At 56.9% G+C, this 22,886-nt stretch carries 21 protein-coding genes and 1 other RNA gene; 6 read left to right on the top strand and 16 right to left on the bottom strand.

The features are described 5' to 3' along the window. The first annotated feature begins 95 nt into the window (after positions 1–95). The 3 genes from zapA to ACOTXR_RS10455 all read left to right on the top strand — a co-directional run bounded on the left by zapA (position 96) and on the right by ACOTXR_RS10455 (position 1,271). Positions 96–425, top strand: coding sequence for a cell division protein ZapA (gene zapA / locus ACOTXR_RS10465; protein ID WP_006811891.1), 330 nt, complete (start codon positions 96–98; stop codon positions 423–425). Positions 426–466: 41 nt separating this feature from the next. Beyond that, a non-coding RNA gene (ssrS, locus tag ACOTXR_RS10460) (6S RNA) lies at positions 467–650 on the top strand. A gap of 24 nt (positions 651–674) precedes the next feature. Then, positions 675–1,271, top strand: coding sequence for a 5-formyltetrahydrofolate cyclo-ligase (locus ACOTXR_RS10455; RefSeq protein ID WP_058689841.1), 597 nt, complete (start codon positions 675–677; stop codon positions 1,269–1,271). 115 nt (positions 1,272–1,386) lie between these two features. Here the strand turns inward: ACOTXR_RS10455 and serA are convergent, their stop codons facing one another. Together serA and rpiA are read right to left on the bottom strand one after the other, a co-directional pair. Further along, positions 1,387–2,619 carry a phosphoglycerate dehydrogenase gene (gene serA, locus ACOTXR_RS10450; protein ID WP_014885150.1) on the bottom strand — a complete coding sequence of 411 codons (1,233 nt, stop codon included), beginning with the start codon at positions 2,617–2,619 and terminating at the stop codon, positions 1,387–1,389. Positions 2,620–2,886: 267 nt separating this feature from the next. Then, the gene (gene rpiA, locus ACOTXR_RS10445; protein ID WP_003860091.1) at positions 2,887–3,546 is read right to left on the bottom strand and encodes a ribose-5-phosphate isomerase RpiA; all 660 of its coding nucleotides are present in this window, start codon (positions 3,544–3,546) and stop codon (positions 2,887–2,889) included. Positions 3,547–3,673: 127 nt separating this feature from the next. Here rpiA and argP point away from each other — a divergent pair, with 127 nt between their 5' ends. Continuing rightward, on the top strand, positions 3,674–4,567 hold the full coding sequence (gene argP / locus ACOTXR_RS10440) for a DNA-binding transcriptional regulator ArgP (RefSeq protein ID WP_008499727.1): 894 nt from the start codon (positions 3,674–3,676) through the stop codon (positions 4,565–4,567). A gap of 44 nt (positions 4,568–4,611) precedes the next feature. On the opposite strand, the gene ACOTXR_RS10435 is transcribed toward argP, so the two are convergent. From ACOTXR_RS10435 to tkt, 7 genes are all read right to left on the bottom strand, one after another. Continuing rightward, positions 4,612–5,343 carry an oxidative stress defense protein gene (locus ACOTXR_RS10435; protein ID WP_014885152.1) on the bottom strand — a complete coding sequence of 244 codons (732 nt, stop codon included), beginning with the start codon at positions 5,341–5,343 and terminating at the stop codon, positions 4,612–4,614. Between the two features lie 92 nt (positions 5,344–5,435). Then, positions 5,436–6,071, bottom strand: a complete 636-nt coding sequence (argO, locus tag ACOTXR_RS10430) for an arginine exporter ArgO (RefSeq protein WP_023338768.1) — start codon at positions 6,069–6,071, stop codon at positions 5,436–5,438. A gap of 145 nt (positions 6,072–6,216) precedes the next feature. Next, positions 6,217–7,071 carry a small-conductance mechanosensitive channel MscS gene (gene mscS, locus ACOTXR_RS10425; RefSeq protein ID WP_023331254.1) on the bottom strand — a complete coding sequence of 285 codons (855 nt, stop codon included), beginning with the start codon at positions 7,069–7,071 and terminating at the stop codon, positions 6,217–6,219. Positions 7,072–7,257: 186 nt separating this feature from the next. After that, complete coding sequence (gene fbaA, locus ACOTXR_RS10420; protein ID WP_014885155.1) at positions 7,258–8,337, bottom strand: class II fructose-bisphosphate aldolase; 1,080 nt, start codon at positions 8,335–8,337, stop codon at positions 7,258–7,260. Between the two features lie 92 nt (positions 8,338–8,429). After that, a complete protein-coding gene (pgk, locus tag ACOTXR_RS10415; RefSeq protein WP_014885156.1) occupies positions 8,430–9,593 on the bottom strand; it encodes a phosphoglycerate kinase in 1,164 nt (387 codons plus the stop codon). Between the two features lie 49 nt (positions 9,594–9,642). Continuing rightward, positions 9,643–10,662 (bottom strand): erythrose-4-phosphate dehydrogenase, encoded by a 1,020-nt coding sequence (gene epd, locus ACOTXR_RS10410; RefSeq protein ID WP_014885157.1) that lies wholly within the window; start codon positions 10,660–10,662, stop codon positions 9,643–9,645. A 340-nt stretch (positions 10,663–11,002) separates the two neighbouring features. Further along, complete coding sequence (tkt, locus tag ACOTXR_RS10405) at positions 11,003–12,994, bottom strand: transketolase (protein ID WP_023331255.1); 1,992 nt, start codon at positions 12,992–12,994, stop codon at positions 11,003–11,005. Between the two features lie 272 nt (positions 12,995–13,266). Between tkt and ACOTXR_RS10400 the strand changes: the two genes are divergently transcribed. After that, complete coding sequence (locus ACOTXR_RS10400) at positions 13,267–14,025, top strand: M48 family metallopeptidase (protein WP_023331256.1); 759 nt, start codon at positions 13,267–13,269, stop codon at positions 14,023–14,025. Between the two features lie 210 nt (positions 14,026–14,235). After that, on the top strand, positions 14,236–15,504 hold the full coding sequence (locus ACOTXR_RS10395) for an OprD family outer membrane porin (RefSeq protein ID WP_023331257.1): 1,269 nt from the start codon (positions 14,236–14,238) through the stop codon (positions 15,502–15,504). A gap of 113 nt (positions 15,505–15,617) precedes the next feature. Here the strand turns inward: ACOTXR_RS10395 and ACOTXR_RS10390 are convergent, their stop codons facing one another. Genes ACOTXR_RS10390 through ACOTXR_RS10360 form a run of 7 tightly spaced genes read right to left on the bottom strand, consistent with a single transcriptional unit; the run spans position 15,618 to position 22,886 of the window. Continuing rightward, positions 15,618–17,258 (bottom strand): thiamine pyrophosphate-binding protein, encoded by a 1,641-nt coding sequence (locus ACOTXR_RS10390; protein WP_058689842.1) that lies wholly within the window; start codon positions 17,256–17,258, stop codon positions 15,618–15,620. 13 nt (positions 17,259–17,271) lie between these two features. Next, the gene (locus tag ACOTXR_RS10385) at positions 17,272–18,741 is read right to left on the bottom strand and encodes an aldehyde dehydrogenase (protein WP_050862336.1); all 1,470 of its coding nucleotides are present in this window, start codon (positions 18,739–18,741) and stop codon (positions 17,272–17,274) included. Positions 18,742–18,750: 9 nt separating this feature from the next. Beyond that, positions 18,751–19,521, bottom strand: coding sequence for an aspartate dehydrogenase (locus ACOTXR_RS10380; protein ID WP_023331260.1), 771 nt, complete (start codon positions 19,519–19,521; stop codon positions 18,751–18,753). A 9-nt stretch (positions 19,522–19,530) separates the two neighbouring features. Continuing rightward, positions 19,531–20,325, bottom strand: coding sequence for an SDR family oxidoreductase (locus tag ACOTXR_RS10375; RefSeq protein ID WP_050862337.1), 795 nt, complete (start codon positions 20,323–20,325; stop codon positions 19,531–19,533). Continuing rightward, the gene (locus tag ACOTXR_RS10370; protein ID WP_023337743.1) at positions 20,309–21,079 is read right to left on the bottom strand and encodes an alpha/beta fold hydrolase; all 771 of its coding nucleotides are present in this window, start codon (positions 21,077–21,079) and stop codon (positions 20,309–20,311) included. Before ACOTXR_RS10370 ends, ACOTXR_RS10375 begins: the two co-directional genes overlap by 17 nt. A gap of 9 nt (positions 21,080–21,088) precedes the next feature. Next, complete coding sequence (locus tag ACOTXR_RS10365) at positions 21,089–21,619, bottom strand: cupin domain-containing protein (RefSeq protein WP_058689843.1); 531 nt, start codon at positions 21,617–21,619, stop codon at positions 21,089–21,091. Between the two features lie 10 nt (positions 21,620–21,629). After that, positions 21,630–22,886 carry an MFS transporter gene (locus ACOTXR_RS10360; RefSeq protein ID WP_058689844.1) on the bottom strand — a complete coding sequence of 419 codons (1,257 nt, stop codon included), beginning with the start codon at positions 22,884–22,886 and terminating at the stop codon, positions 21,630–21,632.

Raw genomic sequence — 22,886 nt, 5'->3', positions numbered from 1 at the left:
CTTGTATCTTCACATCAGGGTAGCTATAGTGTCGCCCCTTCGCAGCCCCCGGGGCAGTAAGCGAAGGCAGCGCAGTCAATCAGCAGGAAGGTGGCATGTCTGCACAACCCGTCGATCTCCAGATTTTTGGCCGTTCACTGCGAGTGAATTGTCCGCCTGAACAAAGGGATGCTTTGAATCAGGCTGCGGACGATTTGAATCAGCGGTTGCAAGATCTAAAAGAACGCACTAGAGTCACAAATACTGAGCAGCTGGTTTTCATCGCCGCGTTGAACATCAGCTATGAACTGACTCAGGAAAAAGCGAAGACCCGCGACTACGCGGCTAGCATGGAGCAGCGCATTAAAATGCTCCAGCAGACCATAGAACAGGCATTGCTTGATCAAGGTCGCAATCCCGAAAGACCGGGACCAAAGTTTGAATAACACTTCTCAGTTGACTATGGTAGAGTAACTGTGAAGACAAAATTTCTCTGAGATGTTCGCAAGCGGGCCAGTCCCCTGAGCCGATATTTCATACCACAAGAATGTGGCGCTCCATGGTTGGTGAGCATGCTCGGTCCGTCCGAGAAGCCTTAAAACTATGACGACACATTCACCTTGAACCAAGGGTTCAAGGGTTACAGCCTGCGGCGGCATCTCGGAGATTCCCTCTTTCTTCTTCTACCTACTACCATGATTCAATTCCCTGAAGTTTCTGCCTCACGCCAGGATATCCGTCAACTTATTCGCCAGCGTCGTCGTGCACTTACGGCTGAACAACAGTCGCATTTTGCCCAGCAGGCCGCCGCCCGCATGATGGCGTGGCCCCCGGTGGTTATGGCTAACACGGTCGCTCTGTTCCTGTCGTTTGATGGCGAGCTCGATACCCAACCACTTATCGACCAGCTCTGGCGCGCCGGGAAGAAGGTTTATCTGCCGGTGCTGCATCCTTTTAGCAAAGGCAATCTTCTGTTTCTGCACTACCATCCGCACAGCGAGCTGGTGGTGAATCGTCTGAAAATTACCGAGCCCAAACTCGACGTGCGCGACGTGCTCCCGCTGTCACAGCTGGACGTGCTGATTACGCCGCTGGTGGCGTTTGATGAACAGGGTCAGCGCCTGGGCATGGGCGGCGGTTTTTATGACAGAACGCTGCAAAACTGGCAGCAGTACGGATTACAGCCGGTGGGGTATGCGCATGATTGCCAGGCTGTAGAAGCGTTGCCCGTCGAGAAATGGGATGTGCCGTTGCCAGCGGTGGTGACGCCATCGACGTTGTGGGAGTGGTGAAACAGGCGTGCAGCCTGATGCCCTCACCCCAGCCCTCTCCCACAGGGAGAGGGTGAAAACATAAAAAACGGTAACGATAGTTACCGTTTTGCATTTACCTCGCCACCCGACACCATCAGTAAAGCAGACGCGCGCGAATCGTCCCCGGAATAGCTTTCATGCTCTGCAGCGCTTTCTCGGCAACATCTTCATCCGCTTCGATATCAATCACCACGTAACCCATCTGCGAGTTGGTTTGCAGGTACTGGGCGGCAATGTTGACGCTCTGCTCGGCAAAGATTTGGTTGATAGCCGTCAGCACGCCAGGACGGTTTTCGTGGATGTGCAGCAGACGGCGACCACCGTGCAGCGGCAGAGACACTTCCGGGAAGTTCACCGCAGAGAGCGTGGAACCGTTGTCGGAGTATTTGCTCAGCTTACCCGCCACTTCAAGGCCGATATTCTCCTGCGCTTCCTGAGTAGACCCGCCGATGTGTGGCGTCAGGATCACGTTGTCGAATTCGCAGAGCGGAGAGTTAAACGGATCGCTGTTAGTGGCTGGCTCCGTCGGGAACACATCAATGGCCGCCCCCGCCAGATGCTTACGCTTCAGAGCATCGCACAGCGCAGGGATGTCGACCACCGTACCGCGCGCGGCGTTGATCAGCAGTGAGCCCGGTTTCATCAGCGCCAGCTCTTCTGCACCCATCATGTTTTTGGTGGACGCATTTTCCGGCACATGCAGGCTTACCACGTCGCTCATGTTCAGCAGGTCAGAGAGATGCTGCACCTGCGTCGCATTCCCTAGCGGCAGCTTGCTTTCGATATCGTAAAAGTAGACGTGCATCCCCAGAGATTCCGCCAGAATCCCCAGCTGAGTACCGATGTGGCCATAGCCGATGATACCCAGTTTTTTACCGCGCGCTTCGTATGAGCCCGCAGCCAGTTTGTTCCACACGCCGCGGTGCGCTTTGGCGTTAGCCTCCGGAATACCGCGCAGCAGCAGCAGTAATTCGCCAATCACCAGCTCCGCCACGGAACGGGTGTTGGAGAACGGGGCGTTAAATACCGGGATACCGCGTTTGGCGGCAGCATTCAGATCAACCTGGTTGGTACCGATGCAGAAACAGCCAATCGCAACCAGCTTCTCCGCCGCAGCAATAACGTCTTCCGTCAGTTGAGTACGGGATCGCAGGCCAATGAAATGGGCATCACGGATGGACGCTTTCAGCTCTTCAGTATCGAGCGCGCCCTTGTGAAATTCGATGTTGGTGTAACCCGCCGCACGAAGGCTATCAAGCGCTTTCTGATGCACGCCCTCGACCAGCAGGAATTTAATCTTGTCTTTCTCCAGTGATACCTTTGCCATTTCCCCGACCCTGTTTTTTATCTGAACTGATGTTGTGCTGGATTGAAATCCGCTGTAGCCAACATATCAAAAAAAACTATTGCAGCAATATGAACGTTTGCGTCGGCACTCTGAAGAGAAGTCATACAGGGCAAAATGGCAGAGCAAAATGCTAAGGAAATTTACAAACGTGGCAGGATCGGCAAAAGAGGTGGAAAAACGTGACACAAGTCACCGAATTTAGCTTTTCAAAAATTTTTTAGCGGGGGGAGCGCTCCCCCCGTCAGATCATTTTACGATGGTTTTCACACCGTCAGCGGTGCCGATCAGCGCCACATCCGCGCCACGGTTGGCGAACAGCCCTACGGTGACAACGCCTGGAATACCGTTAATCGCATTTTCCAGGGCAATCGCGTCGAGAATTTCCAGGCCGTGCACGTCGAGGATCACGTTACCGTTATCAGTGACCACACCCTGACGGTATTCCGGACGACCACCCAGCTTCACCAGCTGACGGGCAACCGCACTCCGCGCCATCGGGATCACTTCGACCGGCAGCGGGAAATTACCCAGAATATCGACCTGCTTGGAGGCGTCAGCGATGCAGATAAATTTGTCTGCAACGGAAGCGATAATCTTTTCACGGGTCAGCGCTGCGCCACCGCCTTTGATCATCTGCATGTGGCCGTTGATTTCGTCTGCGCCATCAACGTAAATCCCAAGACGATCCACTTCGTTGAGATCGAAAACGGTAATGCCGAGGCTTTTCAGCTTTTCCGTGGACGCATCAGAGCTCGAAACCGCGCCCTCGATCTGCCCCTTCATCGTGCCCAGCGCATCGATAAAGTGTGCCGCCGTTGAACCCGTACCAACACCGACAATGGTACCTGGCTGTACGTACTGGAGAGCGGCCCATCCTACTGCTTTTTTCAGTTCATCCTGCGTCATGATCGTTTTGCCTGTGGTGTGAAAACTCAGGGCGCATTATAGAACACGTCGAATGGATTTCGTCTGCCACAAAGGGAAAATTGTGTCATAGTGCAGATTAAGCAAAATTTAGGAGCCAGCCAGAGCAATGAAACGTCCGGACTACAGAACACTACAGGCACTTGATGCAGTTATTCGTGAACGCGGTTTTGAGCGCGCAGCGCAAAAGCTGTGTATCACCCAGTCCGCCGTATCACAGCGTATCAAACAGCTTGAAAACATGTTCGGGCAGCCGCTGCTGGTGCGTACCGTGCCGCCTCGCCCAACGGAGCAAGGTCAAAAGCTCCTCGCCCTGCTGCGCCAGGTTGAGCTGCTGGAAGACGAGTGGCTGGGTGACGAACAAACGGGCTCCACGCCGCTGCTGCTCTCTCTGGCGGTCAACGCCGACAGTCTGGCAACCTGGTTACTGCCCGCCCTTGCCCCGGTCCTGGCCGACTCCCCGATTCGCCTGAATCTACAGGTTGAAGATGAAACCCGTACCCAGGAACGTCTGCGTCGCGGTGAAGTTGTTGGGGCGGTCAGTATTCAGCCTCAGGCGCTGCCAAGCTGCCTGGTGGATCAACTGGGGGCGCTGGACTACCTGTTTGTGGGTTCAAAAGCCTTTGCGGAGCGCTACTTCCCTAACGGCGTCACCCGCGCCGCGCTGCTGAAGGCGCCTGCCGTGGCGTTTGACCATCTGGACGATATGCATCAGGCGTTCCTGCAGCAGAACTTTGACCTGCCGCCGGGCAGCGTGCCGTGCCATATCGTCAACTCGTCTGAAGCTTTTGTGCAGCTTGCGCGTCAGGGCACTACCTGCTGTATGATCCCGCATCTGCAGATTGAGAAAGAGTTGAAAAGCGGTGAGTTGATTGATTTAACGCCGGGGCTATATCAGCGCCGCATGCTCTACTGGCATCGTTTTGCGCCGGAAAGCCGCATGATGCGCAACGTCACCGATGCACTGCTGGCGTATGGGCATAAGGTGTTGAGACAGGATTAAAAAGAAAAAGCCGGGTGGCGGCTACGCCTTACCCGGCCTACAGGTTACTGAGCCGGTTTCGGCTGTGCTGCAACGGGCTCCAGCTGGAACACCACATCCACCTGATCGTCGAACTGAATGGTTGGCTGCTCGTAAGTTTCCTGCGCAGAAACCGGTGCCGCGTCAGCCTTCATCATCCGTACCATCGGGCTTGGCTGATAGTTAGAGACGTGGTAACGCACGCTGTATACCGGGCCAAGCTTGCTCTTGAAGCCGGACGCCAGCTGTTCAGCCTGGTGAATGGCATCATCAATCGCCGCTTTACGCGCTTCGTCTTTGTATTTCTCCGGTTGCGCAACGCCCAGCGACACGGAACGGATTTCGTTCAAACCGGCCTTCAGCGCACCATCCAGCAGTGAATTCAGCTTGTCCAGCTGACGCACGGTCACTTCAACCGTACGCACGGCACGGTAGCCTTTCAGGATGCTTTTGCCGTTCTGGTAGTCGTAATCCGGTTGGGTACGCAGGTTAGCAGAGCTGATGTCTTTCTTGGCGACACCGTTCTGTTCCAGGAAGGAGAGATATTGCGCAACGCGGTCGTCCGCCTGTTTTTTGGCAGAGGCGGCATCTTTTGCAGCCACGTTGACTTCAATTGCCAGGGTTGCAACATCCGGTACCGCGTCCACGCTTGCGGTGCCTGACGTGACAATGTGCGGGCCATCCGGCAGTTCACTCGCCTGCGCCGACACCGCACCTAAACTCACTAATGCCGCCAGGGCCATCACTTTAAACTTCACTGTCATTCCTCCATGTTGCGAAGAGTGCCCCAGAAACAGGGCGCATGCCAGCAAGCTTAGCGGGTCTGGCTCAGTTGTCCATAAGACAACGCTTAGTTGAGCAAACCCTGAACATGATGAACGCCCTCTTTCGCCAGCTGGAAAGCGATAAACCACATCACCAGACCGACCAGCGTATTAATGATGCGCTGGGCTTTGGCGGTCCGCAGTCGTGGCGCCAGCCACGCCGCCAGAATCGCAAGACCGAAGAACCACAGGAACGACGCGCTGACGGTTCCCAGCGCAAACCAGCGTTTAGGCTCAACGTCCAGCTGTCCGCCGAGGCTACCCAGCACCACGAAGGTATCCAGATAGACATGCGGGTTAAGCCAGGTCACCGCCAGCATGGTGACGATAATCTTCCAGCGCCCCTGCTTCATCACTTCAGCGCTTGCCAGTTCGAGGTTACTGCTCATCGCCGTTTTCAACGCACCGAATCCGTACCACAACAGGAAGGCGACGCCGCCCCAGGTCACCAGCGCCAGCAGCCACGGCGACTGCATCAGAAGCGCACTCCCGCCAAAAATCCCGGCGCAGATCAGCAGCAAATCGCTCACCGCGCACAGCAGGGCAATCATCAGATGATACTGGCGGCGAATACCCTGGTTCATCACGAACGCATTCTGGGGACCGAGGGGAAGGATCATGGCTGCACCTAAAGCAAGCCCTTGAAAATAATAGGATAACATGACGAAATTCTCACAGTAATGTTCTGGATGCAGACTATACTGCGCGAATCACATTAGAGGAAATGGATAATATTAATTGGGGATTAGCAGGGCTTATAAAAATAAAGCCCGGTGGCGCTGACGCTTACCGGGCCTGGGTGTGACGTTACTCTGCTTCTTTGACTTTTTTGACGTTTACGTCCATCTGCGGATACGGGAAGCTGATGCCGTTGGCGTCAAACTCACGCTTAATACGTTCCAGCACGTCCCAGTATACGTTTTGCAGATCGCTGCTTTTGCTCCAGATACGCACCACGAAGTTGATAGAGGACGCGCCCAGTTCGTTCAGGCGTATAGTCTGCTCTTTATCCTTCAGAATACGATCGTCGGAGGCAATGATGTTGCTAATCAGTGACTTCACCTGATCGATATCAGAATCGTACGCTACGCTGATAATCAACTCGTTACGACGCACCGGTTCGCGGGAGAAGTTGGTGATGTTCCCGTCGATGACCTTCTTGTTCGGCACGATCACGATTTTACCGTCTATCGAACGCAGCGTGGTGGAGAAAATCTGCACATTCAGCACGGTACCCGCCGTGCCGCCCAGATCGACATATTCACCGGCGCGGAACGGACGGAAGGTGACCAGCAGAACGCCAGCCGCCAGGTTAGCGAGCGAGCCCTGAAGTGCCAGACCAACGGCCAGACCGGCGGCGCCCAGCACGGCAATGACGGAGGCGGTCTGAACACCAACACGGCCTAATGCCGCAATGAGGGTAAACGCGATAATGCCATAGCGCACCAGCGCTGACAGGAAATCAGCAACCGTGGCGTCAATGTGGCGAGTGAGCATGACGCGATTGATGGCTCGGGAAACGGTACGGGCAACAATCATCCCCACGACAATAATGGCAATTGCCGCCGCAATATTCACGGCGTAGCTGATGAGCAGCGCCTGATTGCGCACCAGCCAGGAGCCAGCGTTATTGATGCTATCTACAACACCGAGATCTTCCATTTATCTTTCCTTATGCTCTTATAAACAACAAAAACCATCCCATAGCGAGACAGGCAGGTCAGTAAAGGGTAAACAAAAAGTACGCCTATTGCCAAACAGATCACAAAAACAGGTATTGCAGGATATTGAAAAAGCATAAAAAAAGGCCCGCATTTGCGGGCCTTCTGACGCTTTCAGCAGCTCAAATTACAGAACGTCTACCGCGTTCAGTTCTTTGAATGCCTGCTCCAGACGAGTAATCATTGAAGTCTGTGCAGCGCGCAGCCATACGCGTGGATCGTAGTATTTCTTGTTCGGCTGGTCTTCGCCTTTCGGGTTGCCCAGCTGACCCTGCAGGTAAGCTTCGTTAGCTTTGTAGTACTGCAGGATACCGTCCCAGGTAGCCCACTGGGTGTCGGTATCGATGTTCATTTTCACAACACCGTAGCTGACGGAGTCTTTGATTTCCTGAGCAGAAGAACCGGAACCGCCGTGGAAGACGAAATTCAGGCTGTTGTGAGGCAGGTTGTGTTTCTTAGAAACGTATTCCTGAGAATCACGCAGGATGGTTGGAGTCAGAACCACGTTACCTGGTTTGTAAACGCCGTGTACGTTACCGAAGGACGCTGCAATGGTGAAGCGTGGGCTGATTTTGCTCAGCTCGGTGTACGCGTAATCAACGTCTTCTGGCTGGGTGTACAGGGCAGAAGCGTCCATGTGGCTGTTGTCCACGCCGTCTTCTTCACCACCGGTGCAACCCAGTTCGATTTCCAGAGTCATGCCCATTTTGGCCATGCGCGCCAGGTACTTAGAGCAGATTTCGATGTTTTCGTGCAGTGACTCTTCAGACAGGTCGATCATGTGAGAAGAGAACAGTGGTTTACCGGTGGCTGCGAAGTGTTTTTCACCCGCGTCCAGCAGACCGTCGATCCACGGCAGCAGTTTCTTCGCGCAGTGGTCGGTGTGCAGGATAACAGGAACACCGTAGTGCTCAGCCATCTGATGTACGTGGTGCGCACCAGAGATAGCGCCCAGGATAGCAGCACCCTGAGGAATGTCAGTTTTCACGCCTTTGCCCGCGATGAACGCAGCACCACCGTTAGAGAACTGAACGATAACCGGCGCTTTAACTTTGGCAGCGGTTTCCAGTACGGCGTTGATGGAGTCGGTACCTACGCAGTTAACTGCTGGCAGAGCGAAGTTGTTTTCTTTAGCTACCTGGAACACTTTCTGTACGTCATCACCAGTGATCACGCCAGGTTTTACGAAATCAAAAATTTTAGACATGTTGCTTAGTCCTGTATCTTCGGCCGTTAGAAAAGGTGCGAGCTCTGATAAGCGCGCTGAAAATTGGGCAGGTTTCCCTGCCCTTGAATGGCTTACTTCTTAGCGCGCTCTTCGAGCATTGCTACTGCTGGCAGTACTTTGCCTTCCACGAATTCGAGGAATGCACCGCCACCAGTGGAGATGTAGGAGATCTTGTCAGCGATACCGAACAGATCGATAGCTGCCAGGGTGTCACCACCGCCTGCGATAGAGAACGCTTCGCTGTCTGCAATAGCGTTAGCCACGATTTCAGTCCCTTTGCGGAAGTTCGGGAATTCGAACACGCCAACAGGACCGTTCCACAGGATAGTTTTTGCGTTTTTCAGGATATCAGCCAGTTTCTGTGCAGAAACGTCGCCCAGGTCCAGAATCTGCTCTTCATCTTTGATGTCGTTAACAGATTTCAGGGTCGCGGTTGCGGTTTCGGAGAACTCGGTCGCCACGCGAACGTCAGTTGGAACCGGGATGTCACAGGTGCCCAGCAGGCGTTTCGCTTCGTCAACCAGGTCCGCTTCGTACAGGGATTTACCCACGTTGTGGCCTTGAGCAGCAACGAAGGTGTTCGCGATACCACCGCCAACGATCAGCTGGTCAGCGATTTTTGACAGGGAATCCAGCACGGTCAGTTTGGTAGACACTTTAGAACCACCAACGATAGCGACCATTGGACGAGCAGGTTCTTTCAGCGCTTTGCCCAGTGCTTCCAGTTCGTCAGCCAGCAGAGGACCCGCACATGCTACGTCTGCAAATTTACCGATACCGTGGGTAGAGGCCTGAGCACGGTGCGCCGTACCAAATGCATCCATCACGAAGACGTCGCACAGTGCAGCGTATTTCTTAGACAGGGTTTCGTCGTCTTTCTTTTCGCCTTTGTTGAAGCGAACGTTTTCCAGAACAACCAGCTCACCAGCAGCCACTTCAACGCCGTCCAGGTAATCTTTTACCAGGCGAACCGGGTTGGACAGTTTGTCTTTCAGGTAATTAACCACTGGCAGCAGAGAGAACTCTTCGTTGTACTCGCCTTCGGTAGGACGACCCAGGTGGGAGGTGACCATCACTTTCGCGCCCTGCTTCAGAGCCAGTTCGATGGTTGGCAGGGATGCACGGATACGCGCGTCGCTGGTCACTTTACCCTCTTTAACCGGTACGTTCAGATCAGCACGGATGAAAACGCGTTTACCAGCCAGATCCAGATCGGTCATCTTAATTACAGACATGGTGAATCCTCTCGTTGATTCTTAAAGTTTTGCAGACGCACGATGCGTCTTACCTGAAACCTTGAGCGGCCATTGCTAACGTGGTGTCGAGCATCCGGTTAGCAAAGCCCCATTCGTTATCACACCAGACCAGCGTCTTGATAAGGTGTGCGCCACTGACCCTCGTTTGCGTGCCATCAACAATAGCGCTGTGCGGGTCGTGGTTAAAATCTACTGAGACCAACGGTAATTCCGTATAGTCAACTATACCATGAAATGCTCCCTGTGCCGCTTTTTGCAGCAACAGGTTGACTTCACAGGCTTTTACCGGTTTTTTCACCGTCACGCTCAGGTCGATTGCGGTGACGTTAATCGTCGGGACACGCACGGCAATCGCTTCAAAACGGTCATTAAACTGCGGGAAAATTCGGGTGATCCCTGCCGCCAGTTTCGTATCTACCGGGATGATTGACTGGCTCGCCGCGCGAGTGCGTCGTAAATCCGGATGGTAGGCATCAATAACCTGCTGGTCGTGCATGGCGGAGTGAATCGTGGTCACGGTGCCGGACTCAATGCCATACGCATCGTCTAACAGCTTGATGACCGGAATAATGCAGTTGGTGGTACAGGAGGCGTTGGAAACGATGAGGTGTTCAGCCTGCAGCTCATGCTGGTTGACGCCAAACACGACGGTCGCGTCGAGGTCGTTACTGCCGGGATGAGAAAACAGGACTTTTTTCGCACCGGCTGCCAGGTGAGCTTCGCCATGTTCGCGATTGCCGTAAACCCCGGTACAGTCGAGCACCACATCCACGCCCAGCTCACGCCACGGTAGCCCTGCGATACTGCTTTCATGCAGCACGCGGATGGCATCGTCACCGACAAACAGCTGCTCTCTTTCCTGGCGAACATCCCAGGCAAAGCGGCCGTGGCTGGTGTCATATTTCAACAAATGCGCCATGCCCGCAGCATCCGCCAGTTCGTTGATTGCCACCACGGTTATTTCCGCACGACGCCCGGATTCATATAAAGCACGAACCACGTTGCGCCCGATGCGACCGAAGCCATTAATCGCTACGCGTACGGTCATAGATCTCCTGCAAAGCTATCCCTGAGTTTGAGGTGGCTGAAAGAGTAATCCAGCTACGCCCGAAGGGGAATCTTTGCTATCACAAACTGCGATTGATTGGTCAATTGTCGAACATTTAATCGACTGAAACGCTTCAGCAAGAATAAGCGAATCGAGGAATAAAAGGAATGGCTGTCCAGATGAATAAGCGTGCTATATGACATGCGTCACATTTTCGGTGGAATAATGCCGGGGAGGTAAAAGCAAAACGGTAACCCAAAGGTTACCGTTTTTAGTGTTTGCTCCCTCTCCCTGTGGGAGAGGGCTGGGGTGAGGGCATCAGCCCGCACCGTACAAGCAATTACAGCAGTTCTTTCGCCTTAGCGACAACGTTATCAACGGTGAAGCCGAACTCTTCGAACAGCAATTCTGCTGGCGCAGACTCACCGAAGGTGGTCATACCGACGATAGCGCCGTTCAGGCCCACGTATTTGAACCAGTAGTCAGCAATACCCGCTTCCACTGCCACACGCGCAGAAACCGCTTTAGGCAGAACAGATTCACGGTAAGCCGCATCCTGTTTGTCGAACGCATCGGTAGACGGCATGGAGACCACGCGCGCCTTCACGCCTTCGGCAGTCAGTTTTTCCCATGCTGCAACCGCCAGTTCAACTTCAGAACCGGTCGCGATGAAGATCAGCTCAGGCTGGCCTGCACAGTCTTTCAGCACGTAACCACCGCGAGCGATGTTCGCCAGCTGCTCTGGCGTACGCTCCTGCTGTGCCAGGTTCTGACGGGAGAGGATCAGCGCAGTTGGGCCGTCCTGACGCTCAACGCCGTATTTCCACGCTACCGCAGATTCAACCTGGTCACATGGACGCCAGGTGCTCATGTTCGGGGTCACGCGCAGGGAAGCCACCTGCTCTACCGGCTGGTGAGTTGGGCCATCTTCGCCCAGACCGATGGAGTCGTGGGTGTAGACCATCACCTGACGCTGTTTCATCAGCGCAGCCATACGCACGGCGTTACGCGCATACTCTACGAACATCAGGAAGGTAGAGGTGTACGGCAGGAAACCGCCGTGCAGGGAGATACCGTTGGCAATCGCGGTCATACCGAATTCACGTACACCGTAATGGATGTAGTTACCGGCAGTGTCTTCGTTAATTGGCTTAGAACCAGACCACAGAGTCAGGTTAGATGGCGCCAGGTCAGCGGAACCGCCGAGGAATTCAGGCAGCAATGGACCAAATGCTTCGATCGCATTCTGGGACGCTTTACGGCTGGCGATTTTAGATGGGTTCGCCTGCAGCTTAGCGATGAATTCGTTCGCTTTCGCGTCGAAGTCAGACGGCATATCGCCTTTCATACGACGGGTAAACTCAGCCGCTTCCTGAGGGAAGGCTTTCGCATAGGCGGCGAATTTCTCGTTCCAGGCAGCTTCTTTCGCCTGGCCCACTTCTTTTGCATCCCACTGAGCATAGATCTCAGATGGAATTTCGAATGCAGGGTGTTTCCAGCCCAATGCTTCACGGGTCAATGCGATTTCCGCGTCACCCAGCGGTGCGCCGTGGGAGTCATGCGTACCCGCTTTATTCGGAGAACCGAAGCCGATGATGGTTTTGCACATCAGCAGGGACGGTTTATCGGTGACCGCGCGCGCTTCTTCTACTGCACGTTTAATCGAGTCAGCATCGTGGCCATCAACGCCACGCACAACGTGCCAGCCGTAGGCTTCGAAACGTGCTGCGGTGTCGTCAGTGAACCAGCCCTCAACGTGACCGTCGATGGAGATGCCGTTGTCATCATAGAACGCAACCAGTTTGCCCAGCTTCAGGGTACCTGCCAGGGAGCACACTTCATGAGAAATGCCTTCCATCATGCAGCCGTCGCCCATGAACGCGTAGGTGAAGTGGTCAACAATGTCATGACCAGGACGGTTGAACTGCGCCGCCAGCGTCTTCTCAGCAATCGCCATCCCCACTGCGTTAGCAATACCCTGACCCAGTGGGCCGGTGGTGGTTTCTACGCCAGCGGTGTAACCCACTTCCGGGTGACCTGGAGTTTTGGAGTGCAGTTGGCGGAAGTTTTTCAGCTCTTCAATAGGCAGATCGTAGCCAGTGAGGTGCAGCAGGCTGTAGATCAGCATAGAGCCGTGGCCGTTAGACAGCACGAAACGGTCGCGGTCAGCCCATGCCGGGTTCTGCGGGTTGTGGTTAAGGAAATCACGCCACAGGACTTCGGCGATATCTGCCATACCCATAGGGGCACCCGGGTGGCCGGATTTGGCTTTCTGTACTGCATCCATGCTCAGCGCACGAATAGCATTAGCAAGCTCTTTACGTGAGGACATTTTAACTCCAGATCGGACTGTTAAAGGCCATGCCCTTGACGACAGCGCGTTTTGGGCTACGCCGGAAAAAAGTGCCAACAATGTAACCCAAGCCGCAGGGCATGTACATGGACCATTCTTTTGCAGCTTAAGAAATCTCTGGATCATGCTCGCATGTTGCGCAATCTGCTCGCCCGCGCCTGTAGATATTCCTTATACTTATCCCGGCCCCGGCTTCGTTGCGGGTGCACTTTTCGGATTTTATTGAGATTAACAAGTACGGAAGCAACTTCATGAAAATGCGTGCAATAGTGCTGGCCCTGGGTACAACGCTCATGCTGAGCGGCTGTCAGAATATGGATTCTAACGGTCTGATGACGTCAGGTGCAGAAGCCTTTCAGGCCTACTCCCTGAGCGATGCGCAGGTTAAAGCGCTGAGCGATCAGGCCTGTAAAGATATGGACGGAAAAGCCACGATTGCGCCGGCTAACAGTACCTACACACAGCGTCTGAATAAGATTGCTTCCGCGCTCGGCGATAACATCAACGGTCAGCCGGTGAACTATAAGGTTTACATGGCTAAAGACGTCAACGCCTTCGCGATGGCAAACGGCTGCATCCGCGTCTATAGCGGGCTGATGGATATGATGACCGACAACGAAGTGGAAGCGGTTATCGGCCATGAAATGGGTCACGTTGCGCTCGGCCACGTGAAAAAAGGGATGCAGGTTGCCTTAGGCACCAACGCCATCCGTGCGGCGGCTGCCTCTGCGGGCGGTATCGTGGGCAGCCTGTCTCAGTCACAGCTCGGCGATGTCGGAGAAAAGCTGGTCAATTCCCAGTTCTCCCAGCGCCAGGAGTCCGAAGCGGATGACTACTCTTACGATCTGTTGCGCAAACGCGGGATTAATCCGTCAGGTTTAGCCACCAGCTTCGAAAAACTGGCGAAGCTGGAAGCGGGACGCCAGAGCTCCATGTTTGACGATCACCCGGCCTCAGAAGAACGTGCACAACATATTCGCGACCGTATGGCCGCAGATGGAATTAAATAATTCTGGAAGGAGGCAAATTTGCCTCCTTTTTATTTCGCATGAATTGCCAACTTAATCGCACGTATCGGTAACTCCCGCAAAACCCTCTCCATATCAGGCTTTTAGCGCAGAAACGTCTGGACACATAATTATTGCAATCATTAACCATTCGGGTAATTATCCGACCTGCAGTAATTCATTTTAATATATTAAGACAGAGACGTTCCCTCCGTGAAAAAAGAATTATCGTTAATTGCTTTAGGTTTATTCGCCGCATTACCCGCCGCTGCAAGCCAGCAATCCGACAGTCAGGGTTTTATTGACGACAGCCATCTGGACCTGTTTTTACGCAATGCGTATATCAGTCGCGACTATCATCAGGGCCAGCAGGATAAAGCCGAATGGGGCCAGGGTATTATTGCCACCTTCACATCCGGTTATACCGAAGGGCTGGTGGGCTTTGGTGTAGACGGCATTGCACAGTATGGCGTTCGTCTGGACGGTGGCCGTGGAAAAAGCGGTGCGGGCGGTATCGACTTCTTTAAACAGGAAGAGGATGGCCGGGCAAAATCCGATTTAGCGAAATTTGGCGCAACCGCCAAAATGCGTATCTCAAATACCGTGCTGAGCTACGGTAGTCAGCGTCCTGAGCTGCCGATCGTGAATGCCGACAACTCCCGCCTGCTGTTTGAAAGCTACACCGGCACCCTGCTGACCTCAAAAGAGATCGACGGTCTGGAAGTCAACGCCGGTTACTTCACCGACGAGCAGCGCAAAAGTGATGACCGCCACGACAGCGGCCTGAAGAGCCTGACCTTCGGTGGCGCGAGCTACCAGTTTAACGAGCAGTTCAGCGGTGCGGTGTATGCCTCGCATAATGAAGAGGTAATGAACAAGCAGTACCTGGGCCTGAACTTCAAACAACCGTTCAGCACCGGGCAGCAGCTGGTACTCGACTTTAACGGCTATAACTCGCGTCTGGAGCAGGGTTACGCCGACAGCCTCGACACGGGCCGCAGCAACACCATCTGGAGCCTGGCAGCGAGCTATATCTGGGACATTCACACGTTCAAAGTGGCATACCAGCAGAGCAGCGGCAGCACCGGCTACAACTACGGTGGCTACCGCGACCAGGGCGGTGTGGGTGACGGCGGCAACACCATCTGGCTGGCTAACTCCTACTGGTCTGATTTCAACGGCGAAGACGAACGCTCATGGCAGGCATCGTACGGCCTGGACTTTGGCGGACTCGGCCTGCCGGGCCTGAGCTGGACCACCGCCTACGTGCGTGGCGATAACATCAAAACCTCTGAAACCAGCAACGGCAAAGAGCATGAGTGGTTCAACCAGATCCAGTACCAGGTGCAGGATGGTCCGGCGAAAGATCTGAAGCTGAAGCTGCGCTATTCCGTGCTGCGTGTCTCCAGCAACGCCAGCGATTACAACGTGGGTGGGGATGAGATCCGTGCTTACGTGGAATACCCGTTTAACGTGTTCTGATGAAAAAAGCCGGGTGGCGGCTTCGCCTTACCCAGCCTACGGTTTTTTCGCTGTTATTGAGTGAGAAACCGTAGGCCCGGTAAGCGCAGCGCCACCGGGCGATATCCACGATATCAATACAGCGTCTTCTGCGGCGGCCCGGCAAACTTCAGGGCGCCAATCTGCCCCATCCGCACTTCCACTACCGACGGGCCCGGCATCGCCAGCGCTTCTGTCATAACGGCATCAAAATCCTCGGCACGCTCAACGCTCCATGCCTGCAGGCCAATCGCCTGCGCCAGCAGAGTGAAGTCCGGCGTATGCAGCTCGTTGTAATACTGACGCCCGCCGAAATACTTATCCTGAATACCACGCATTACGCCGTACCCCCCGTCGTTCATGATCAGCAGCGTCACGTTGGCTTTCTCCTGGGCCAGCGTCGCCAGTTCGCCGAGGTTCAGACTCAGACCACCATCACCCACCAGCCCCACAACCTTGCGCTGCGGGTTAGCTATCGCGGTGCCAATGGCCATCGGCAGCCCCATACCAATGGCTCCGGCCAGCGAGTGAATGTTCATCAGCGGGCCGTTGGCGCGGAACAGGCGGCTGCCCCACAGGCTGCCGGACACGGTGATATCGCGCACCAGCAGGCCGTCCTGCGGAAGCGCTTTCTCGATGGCATCGTTAAGTCTCGCATAGGGGCCGCACTGATCGCGCAGGCCCTGCCCGGCTTGCTCAACCGCCTGTTGAACCAGCGCGTCCCACTGCGCGTTGCCCCACTCACGCCCCTGTACGTTGTCGGCCAGCGCGCTAAGCAACGCGGAACAATCGGCTATCAGCGTGTTATCCATCAGATAATTACGGCTCGCCGCCGCCGGGTCGATATCTATCTGTACCCGTGGAGACGGCAGCGCCAGCGTCCATGAGCGGGTTTCGTTGCTGCGCAGGCGTGAACCGGCGACCAGCGTAAAGTCACATTGCGCGATGAGCGCTTCAACGGATGGCGAGTTGTGAAACGCCCGCAGACTACCGCGATGGCTGTCCGGCAGCACGCCGCGCGCGTGGGTGCTGGAGATGACGGTGATGCCTGCATCCGCCAGTTTTTTCACCGCATCAGCGCTTCTCAGCGCTCCGCCGCCCAGCCACAGCAACGGCTGTTTTGCCTGCTTCAGCTGCGCCCAGAGTGCGTCAACTATCGCGGGGTCCACGGTGGCGACCGACGTCGGTTTCATCGGTGCGGTCACCAGCGAAAGCGGAATATTGGCACTCTGAATATCAATCGGGATCTCAACAGAGACCGGCCCGCACGGCGGCGTCTGCGCGTCCTGAATCGCTTTGTGCAGGATAGCTATCGCCTGGTTGGCGTTGCTGATGCGGTACGCCCGTTTGGAGCTGGCCTTCAGGAAGGTCAGCTGGTCGCGGGTTTCATGGATAAACCCGGTATCGGCATCCAGCCAGGCTTTTTCGACCTGTCCGGTTAAATGCAACAGCGGCGTGCAGGCGTTCATCGCTTCTACCAGCGCGCCTACCGCGTTACCCGCACCCGCACCGGTGCTGGTCAGCGCCACGCCGAGACCGGAAAAACGTCCGTGGGCGTCGGCCATGGTCACGGATCCCGCTTCACCGCGCGCGGGCACGAAGCGAATGTTGCCGCGCTGCCCGACCGCATCCGCGATTGGCAGGTTGTGAATGGAGATGACGCCGTAGATGGCCTCAACCTGATACTGCTCCAGCGTTCTGGCGATGGCGTCGCCGACGGTTATCATTTCGCTCATTGCTCACCCTTTCTCAGTCGCACCAGTGGTTGACGCTGTTACCCGTCGCCAGATAAATGCTCTTTTGCTGCATCCAGGCTTTCAGCCCCTGAATGCCCTTTTCGCGGCCCAGACCGCTCTCTTTAAAGCCCCCGAACGGGGTTGAAATCGCAAAGACTTTGTAGGTGTTGATCCACACCGTGCCCGCCTCAAGCTGTTCGCTCAGGCGCAGCGCGCGCCCGGCATCGCGCGTCCAGATCCCCGCCGCCAGGCCGTACACCGAGTCGTTGGCCTCGCGGATAAGCGTGGCCTCGTCGCGAAACGGCATCGCCACCAGTACCGGGCCGAAGATCTCCTCCTGACACGCGCGGGCGCTGTTGCTCAGCCCTTCGATGAGGGTGGGCAGGAAGAAACTGCCGTTTGCCAGCTCAGGATCGGCCGGGATCTCCCCGCCGCACAGCACGCGGCCCCCTTCGCGCTTCGCCAGCTCGACGTAATCCTGCACGCTCTGACGATGTTTAGGGTTAATCAGCGGCCCGACATGGGTACCGTCAGTAAACGGATGTCCGACGCGCAGTCCGCGCGTGAGCTCAAGCAGCCGCGACATCAGCGGCGCGTAAATGCTCTCGTGGATAAACAGTCGTGAACCGGCGATGCACGCCTGCCCTGCCGAGCTAAAAATGCCGTAGCAGATGCCGCGCGCGGCCTGCTCGATGTCTGCGTCTTCCAGCACGATGGTCGGGGATTTTCCGCCCAGCTCCAGCGATGCCGGGATCAGCTTTTCCGCCGCCACGTGTGCAAGATGGCGGCCCGTAGTGGTGCCACCGGTAAAGGAGATTTTGCGCACCTTAGGGTGACGCGCCAGCGCATCGCCAATCACCGAGCCTTTACCGGGTAGCACGCTCAGCAGCCCGGCGGGCAGCCCGGCTTGTTCAAAAATACGCGCCAGCTCCAGCGCCATCAGTGGCGTGGCCTCGGCAGGTTTGAGGATCACCGCATTTCCGGCGGCAATCGCCGGGGCAACCTTTTGCATTTCGCTGGCAATCGGCGAGTTCCATGGTGTGATGGCAGCCACCACGCCGAGCGGTTCATAGCGGCTCAGGGTCAGCAGATCCGGCTGGCGTGGCGTCGGGAGTTCCCCTTCCAGCAGCTCGCAGGCAGAGGCAAAGTAGCGCGCCGTCCCTGCCGCACTCATCACCAGCCCACGCGCCTCCGCGAGCGGCTTGCCGTTATCGCGGCTCTGCATTTTCGCCAGCTCGTCGACGCGGGATTCAATCAGATCCGCGACCTTATGCAGGATCCTCGCGCGCATGTGCGGCAGGCTGCTGCGCCACGCGGGATCGCGCCACGCCCGCTCGCCGGCCTCGATTGCGTCATTCAGATCGTCGAGACTTGCCGCATTCAGCGTCGCATTGATCGACCCGTCTGCCGGGAAATGGCTCTGCATCGGATTGCCACCACCATGTCGCCAGTGGCCGCCGATAAAAATCTTCAGATCGTCCATCGTCGCTCCTCAGCTCAGGGCCAGCTCGCGGCAGGCGCGTACCGCGCTCAGTGCTGCAAGGGTGGAGGTTTTAGGGTTAGACGCCAGCGGCAGCCCGCTCAGCTCAAGATGGAACTCGCCGAACACGCCTTCGACATGCAGCGTGTGGGTATTGCGCTTCGTTGCCGGGTCGACCATCAGCTGCACGCGCGTCTCGTCCATCCCGACGCCACCGAGCGCCACCGTCGCCGCCACGTTGGCGTTCGCCGGGAACAGGCGCGCCGCCTCGCGGGCGCTGCCTTCAAAGAAAACGCTCGCCTCAGACACCGCGTTAAGGTCGATAAGCTGCTCAGCATAACTGCCGCGCCAGCTGGCCGGGCTTTTGCGCGACTGATAGGTCACGCGTTCCAGCCCGCCCTCTTTCGCCGCCGCAAGCCCGTCGATACCGGCAACCGCGCCGGAGAGCAACGTCAGCTTGCCGCCAGCACTGAGCAAACGCTGCTCCAGCGCGCTGTCCGCCAGCGCGCCGGTGGAGATCACCGCCAGATGCCAGCCGCGACGCAATATGTCCTCGCCGTACTGCGCCACCGCCTGCTGGCTGGCGCACTCCAGCACCAGATCGGGCGTGTCAGCGCACGCCACCGGCGTACCGAGCGCCATCACTGCATCACCAAACTGTGTGTGAATCGCCGCATGATGAGATTCACGCGCCACGATCCAGCCGATAGCCACGCCCGCGGGTAAACGCTCAATCACCGCCTGCGCCATGGCGCCAAAACCAATTAACATGATCTTTTTCATAATGTGTCCTTACAGGTGGCGGCAGAAGCCGCCGGAAACGTCCAGCGCGGCGCCGGTGGTGAATGACGCCAGCGGCGAGGCGAGGAACAGCAGCGCCTGCGCGGGCTCCTGCGGCTTGCCGAGACGCGCCATCGGGATGCCACGTTTACGCGCGATCTCCGCCGTCCACTCCGGCCAGCTCTGACTTTTGTCCGTCCGGCTCTCAAAGCGGCGCTGCCACTGCCCGGACTCCACCATGCCGAGCAAAATGGAATTCACGCGGATACCTTTACCCACCAGCTCTTTTGAGAGCGTCAGCGTCATATTCAGCAGCGCAGCACGGGCGGCAGAAGTGGCGATCATGTGCTCCTCCGGCTGCAGCGCCAGCAGAGAGTTCACGCAGGTAATGGAGGCGATATCGGACCGCTCCAGCAGAGGCTGAAACGCCTGCACCGGGTTGATCACCCCGAACAATTTCAGTTCGGCTTCGTGCAGCCACGCTTCGCGCGGGGTATCGCTGAAATGCGCCACATAGCCCTGCCCGGCGTTGTTAATCAGCATGTCCGCCGCGCCAAAGCGGGCCTGAACGGCATCCGCAAAGCCCTGGACTTCGGCAGCGTTTAGCACGTCGCAGCGGTAGGAGAAAATCTCGCCGTCGGGGTATTCGTTTTGCAGCGTCGCGTGGGCGCTGGCGAGCCGGTCCGGGTCTCGGCCGCAGAAAGCCACTTTTGTCCCCTCGCCCAGCAGCAGGCGCAGCGTTTCAAAGCCAATGCCAGAAGAACCGCCGGTGACTACCGCTACGCGCCCGTCAATTTGTGCATTCATCGCGCACCTCTTCGTTAATGCGTAAAAGCTGTTGGTTAAAAAACGCCGCGTTATCGAGATAGCTGGCGTGCCCGGCCTGGGGAATGGCGGTAAACGGCATGCCGTAGCGCAGTGCCAGCCCCTGCACCAGCTCGGGCTGCGTGATCGCATCCTGCTCGCCGCACCAGACCTCAAACGTGCCGGAGTAACGTTTAAGCCAGCCGTGAATATCGTCGTGTGCCAGCATCCACGCGGCGGCAAGGTAGCCCTCAGGACGCAGCTTGCGCATGCCCGACGCGACGGTGGCGATATCTTCCCCGCGGGCGCCGGGGCGCAACAGCTTCGCCGCGCGGGTCTGGGCAAGGATTTCACCGCCCAGCGCCATCTGCTGCTCGCGGCTGCGCCAGACCTGCTCGCGTTGCTCCGGTGCGGCCTGACCGTAGCCCTGCGCGGCATCTGCCAGCACCAGATGCCGCACCCGGTCGGGAAACTTCGCCGCAAAGGCGCTGGCGACCAGCGCCCCGAGAGAATGGCCGACCAGTACCGCCTGCCAGACGCCCGCGCGGTCAAGCATTGCCGCCAGTGCATCGGCGTAATCTCCCGCACTCGCCCGTTCTACGGTCAGCATCGGGCTTTCGCCATAACCGGGCATGTCCCACGCCAGCACGCGAAAACCCTTCAGCGCCATCTGCTTATGCCAGGAGGCAGCACCCGAGCTGATCCCATGCAGCAGCATCAGCGGAATGCCGCTTCCCTGTTCACGAAAACCCGTCATCATGCCCCCTTAGTTCCGCTTCACTTTTGAAAGCAGATGATCGGCGGGATAGGTTGGGATTTCCGGCTTGTTGGTCCCCAGCATGACGCACATCAGCGCCTCTTCTTCCCCGTGGTTAAACAGGCCGCGATAGATACCCGGCGGGACGGAGATCAGGTCACGCTCGCGCAGCACGGTTTCGGTGTAGTGTTCGCCGTCCTGGATCATCAGCGTGATTTGCCCTTTAAGCATGAAGAACACCTCTTCCACGTCGTCATGCAGGTGCAGCGGCCCTTCACACTTCGACGGCAGCACCATGGTGGAGAAGGTGAAATGGTCCGCCTGCACGGTGTTGGTGTCGTTCGCCACGCCCGTTGCGCCGGTGCCGATGTAGCGCATCTGCGCCCGGCGATATTTCGGGTCATAGTCGGCCTGGAACTTCAGCGCGTTCCAGTCGTACTTACGGCCTTCAAAGCGCGCGATGCGCGACTCGACCCACTCTTCCATCGTCAGGTGCTCAGGTTTGATGCCTGATTTATGGGTTACGGTTGAATCAGTCATGACACTCTCCTCAGTAATGTCTCAGCAGCGGCAGTAACAGGACGCAGCCCACCGCCGCCATCACCGCCAGAAAAATCAGCCCGGAATCCATGCTGTGGGTGAAGGCGATAAGCGCCCCCATCACCGCTGGCGACAGTGCGCCCGCGAAGTTTCCCAGCCCGTTGAAAATGCCGCCCGCCGTCGCGCTCACCCGTGGATGAGTGGCCTTCGCCAGCAGGGCAAAAATGTTGGGTGCGCCAGTGCCCCACATAAAGGTGCTGAAGCTCATCGCGGCGATGATGGTCAGCGGGGTGTCGAGGTGCATGACCGCCGCCAGCCCGACAGCCGCGCCCGCCATGGAGATAAAGCAGGCTGCCGCACGCTTATCGACCCGGTCAGAGAGCCACGCGCCAATCACTTCGCCCGCCAGCATGGCGATGAACGGCATCGACGACAGCCAGCCCGCATGCTCCAGGTGAATGCCTTTGCCTTTGATCAGGTAGCCCGGCAGCCAGCCATTGATGCCCCACAGGTAGGTCAGGAAGGCGATGTTAAAGATGCAGATGATCCAGAAGTGCGGGCTGACGAACAGCTCGCGCCGCGCGGCACGCCGCTCATCCTGAGACGCCTGCGTGGTGCCAGGTTTCGCCTCCAGGCGGATACCACGCAGACCGACGCGCACGAAAATCAATACCGGCACGGTAAGCATCGCCATCACGAAGAAGGTGCTCTGCCAGCCGAAGGTGTTCAGCAGCCAGAGGGAGAGCGGAAAACCAATCGCCGCGCCCACCGGCGTGCCAAGCAGCCACAGCATGGTGGCGCGCGCCTGCAGATGCTGCGGGAAGTTGTGACGCACAATGGCGAAGGCCAGCGGGAACAGCGGCCCCTCCGCCACCCCCAGCAGAATGCGCAGCACGATCATCAGCGTATAGTTGTGGGTAAAGCCCATCGCCACCATCAGCACGCACCAGATCGCCATCATCCCGGTCAGCAGGCGCAGCGGCGCGATTTTATCCCCCAGCCCGCTGAGAAAGACTGACGAAAAACCGTAGCTCAGCAGAAAGGCGCTCATCAGAATGCCGAGGCGCGTGGTGTCGAAATCGATCCCCATCGCCTGCTGGAAATGGCTGTCAGAAAACAGCGCCGCAATACTGATTTTGTCGAAAAACGCCAGCAGCACGCAGGCCAGCAGCGACAGCGGGATAGCCCAGCGCACTGCTTTTTCAGGCGTGCGGGTTCCCTCACCGCCTACCTCAACGGGCGCGGTGTTGGTCTCTAATGTGGTCAT

Source organism: Enterobacter cloacae complex sp. IR53030, from assembly GCF_049238365.1.
Lineage (GTDB): Bacteria > Pseudomonadota > Gammaproteobacteria > Enterobacterales > Enterobacteriaceae > Enterobacter > Enterobacter kobei.
This window is presented reverse-complemented; position numbering and strand designations above follow the sequence as displayed.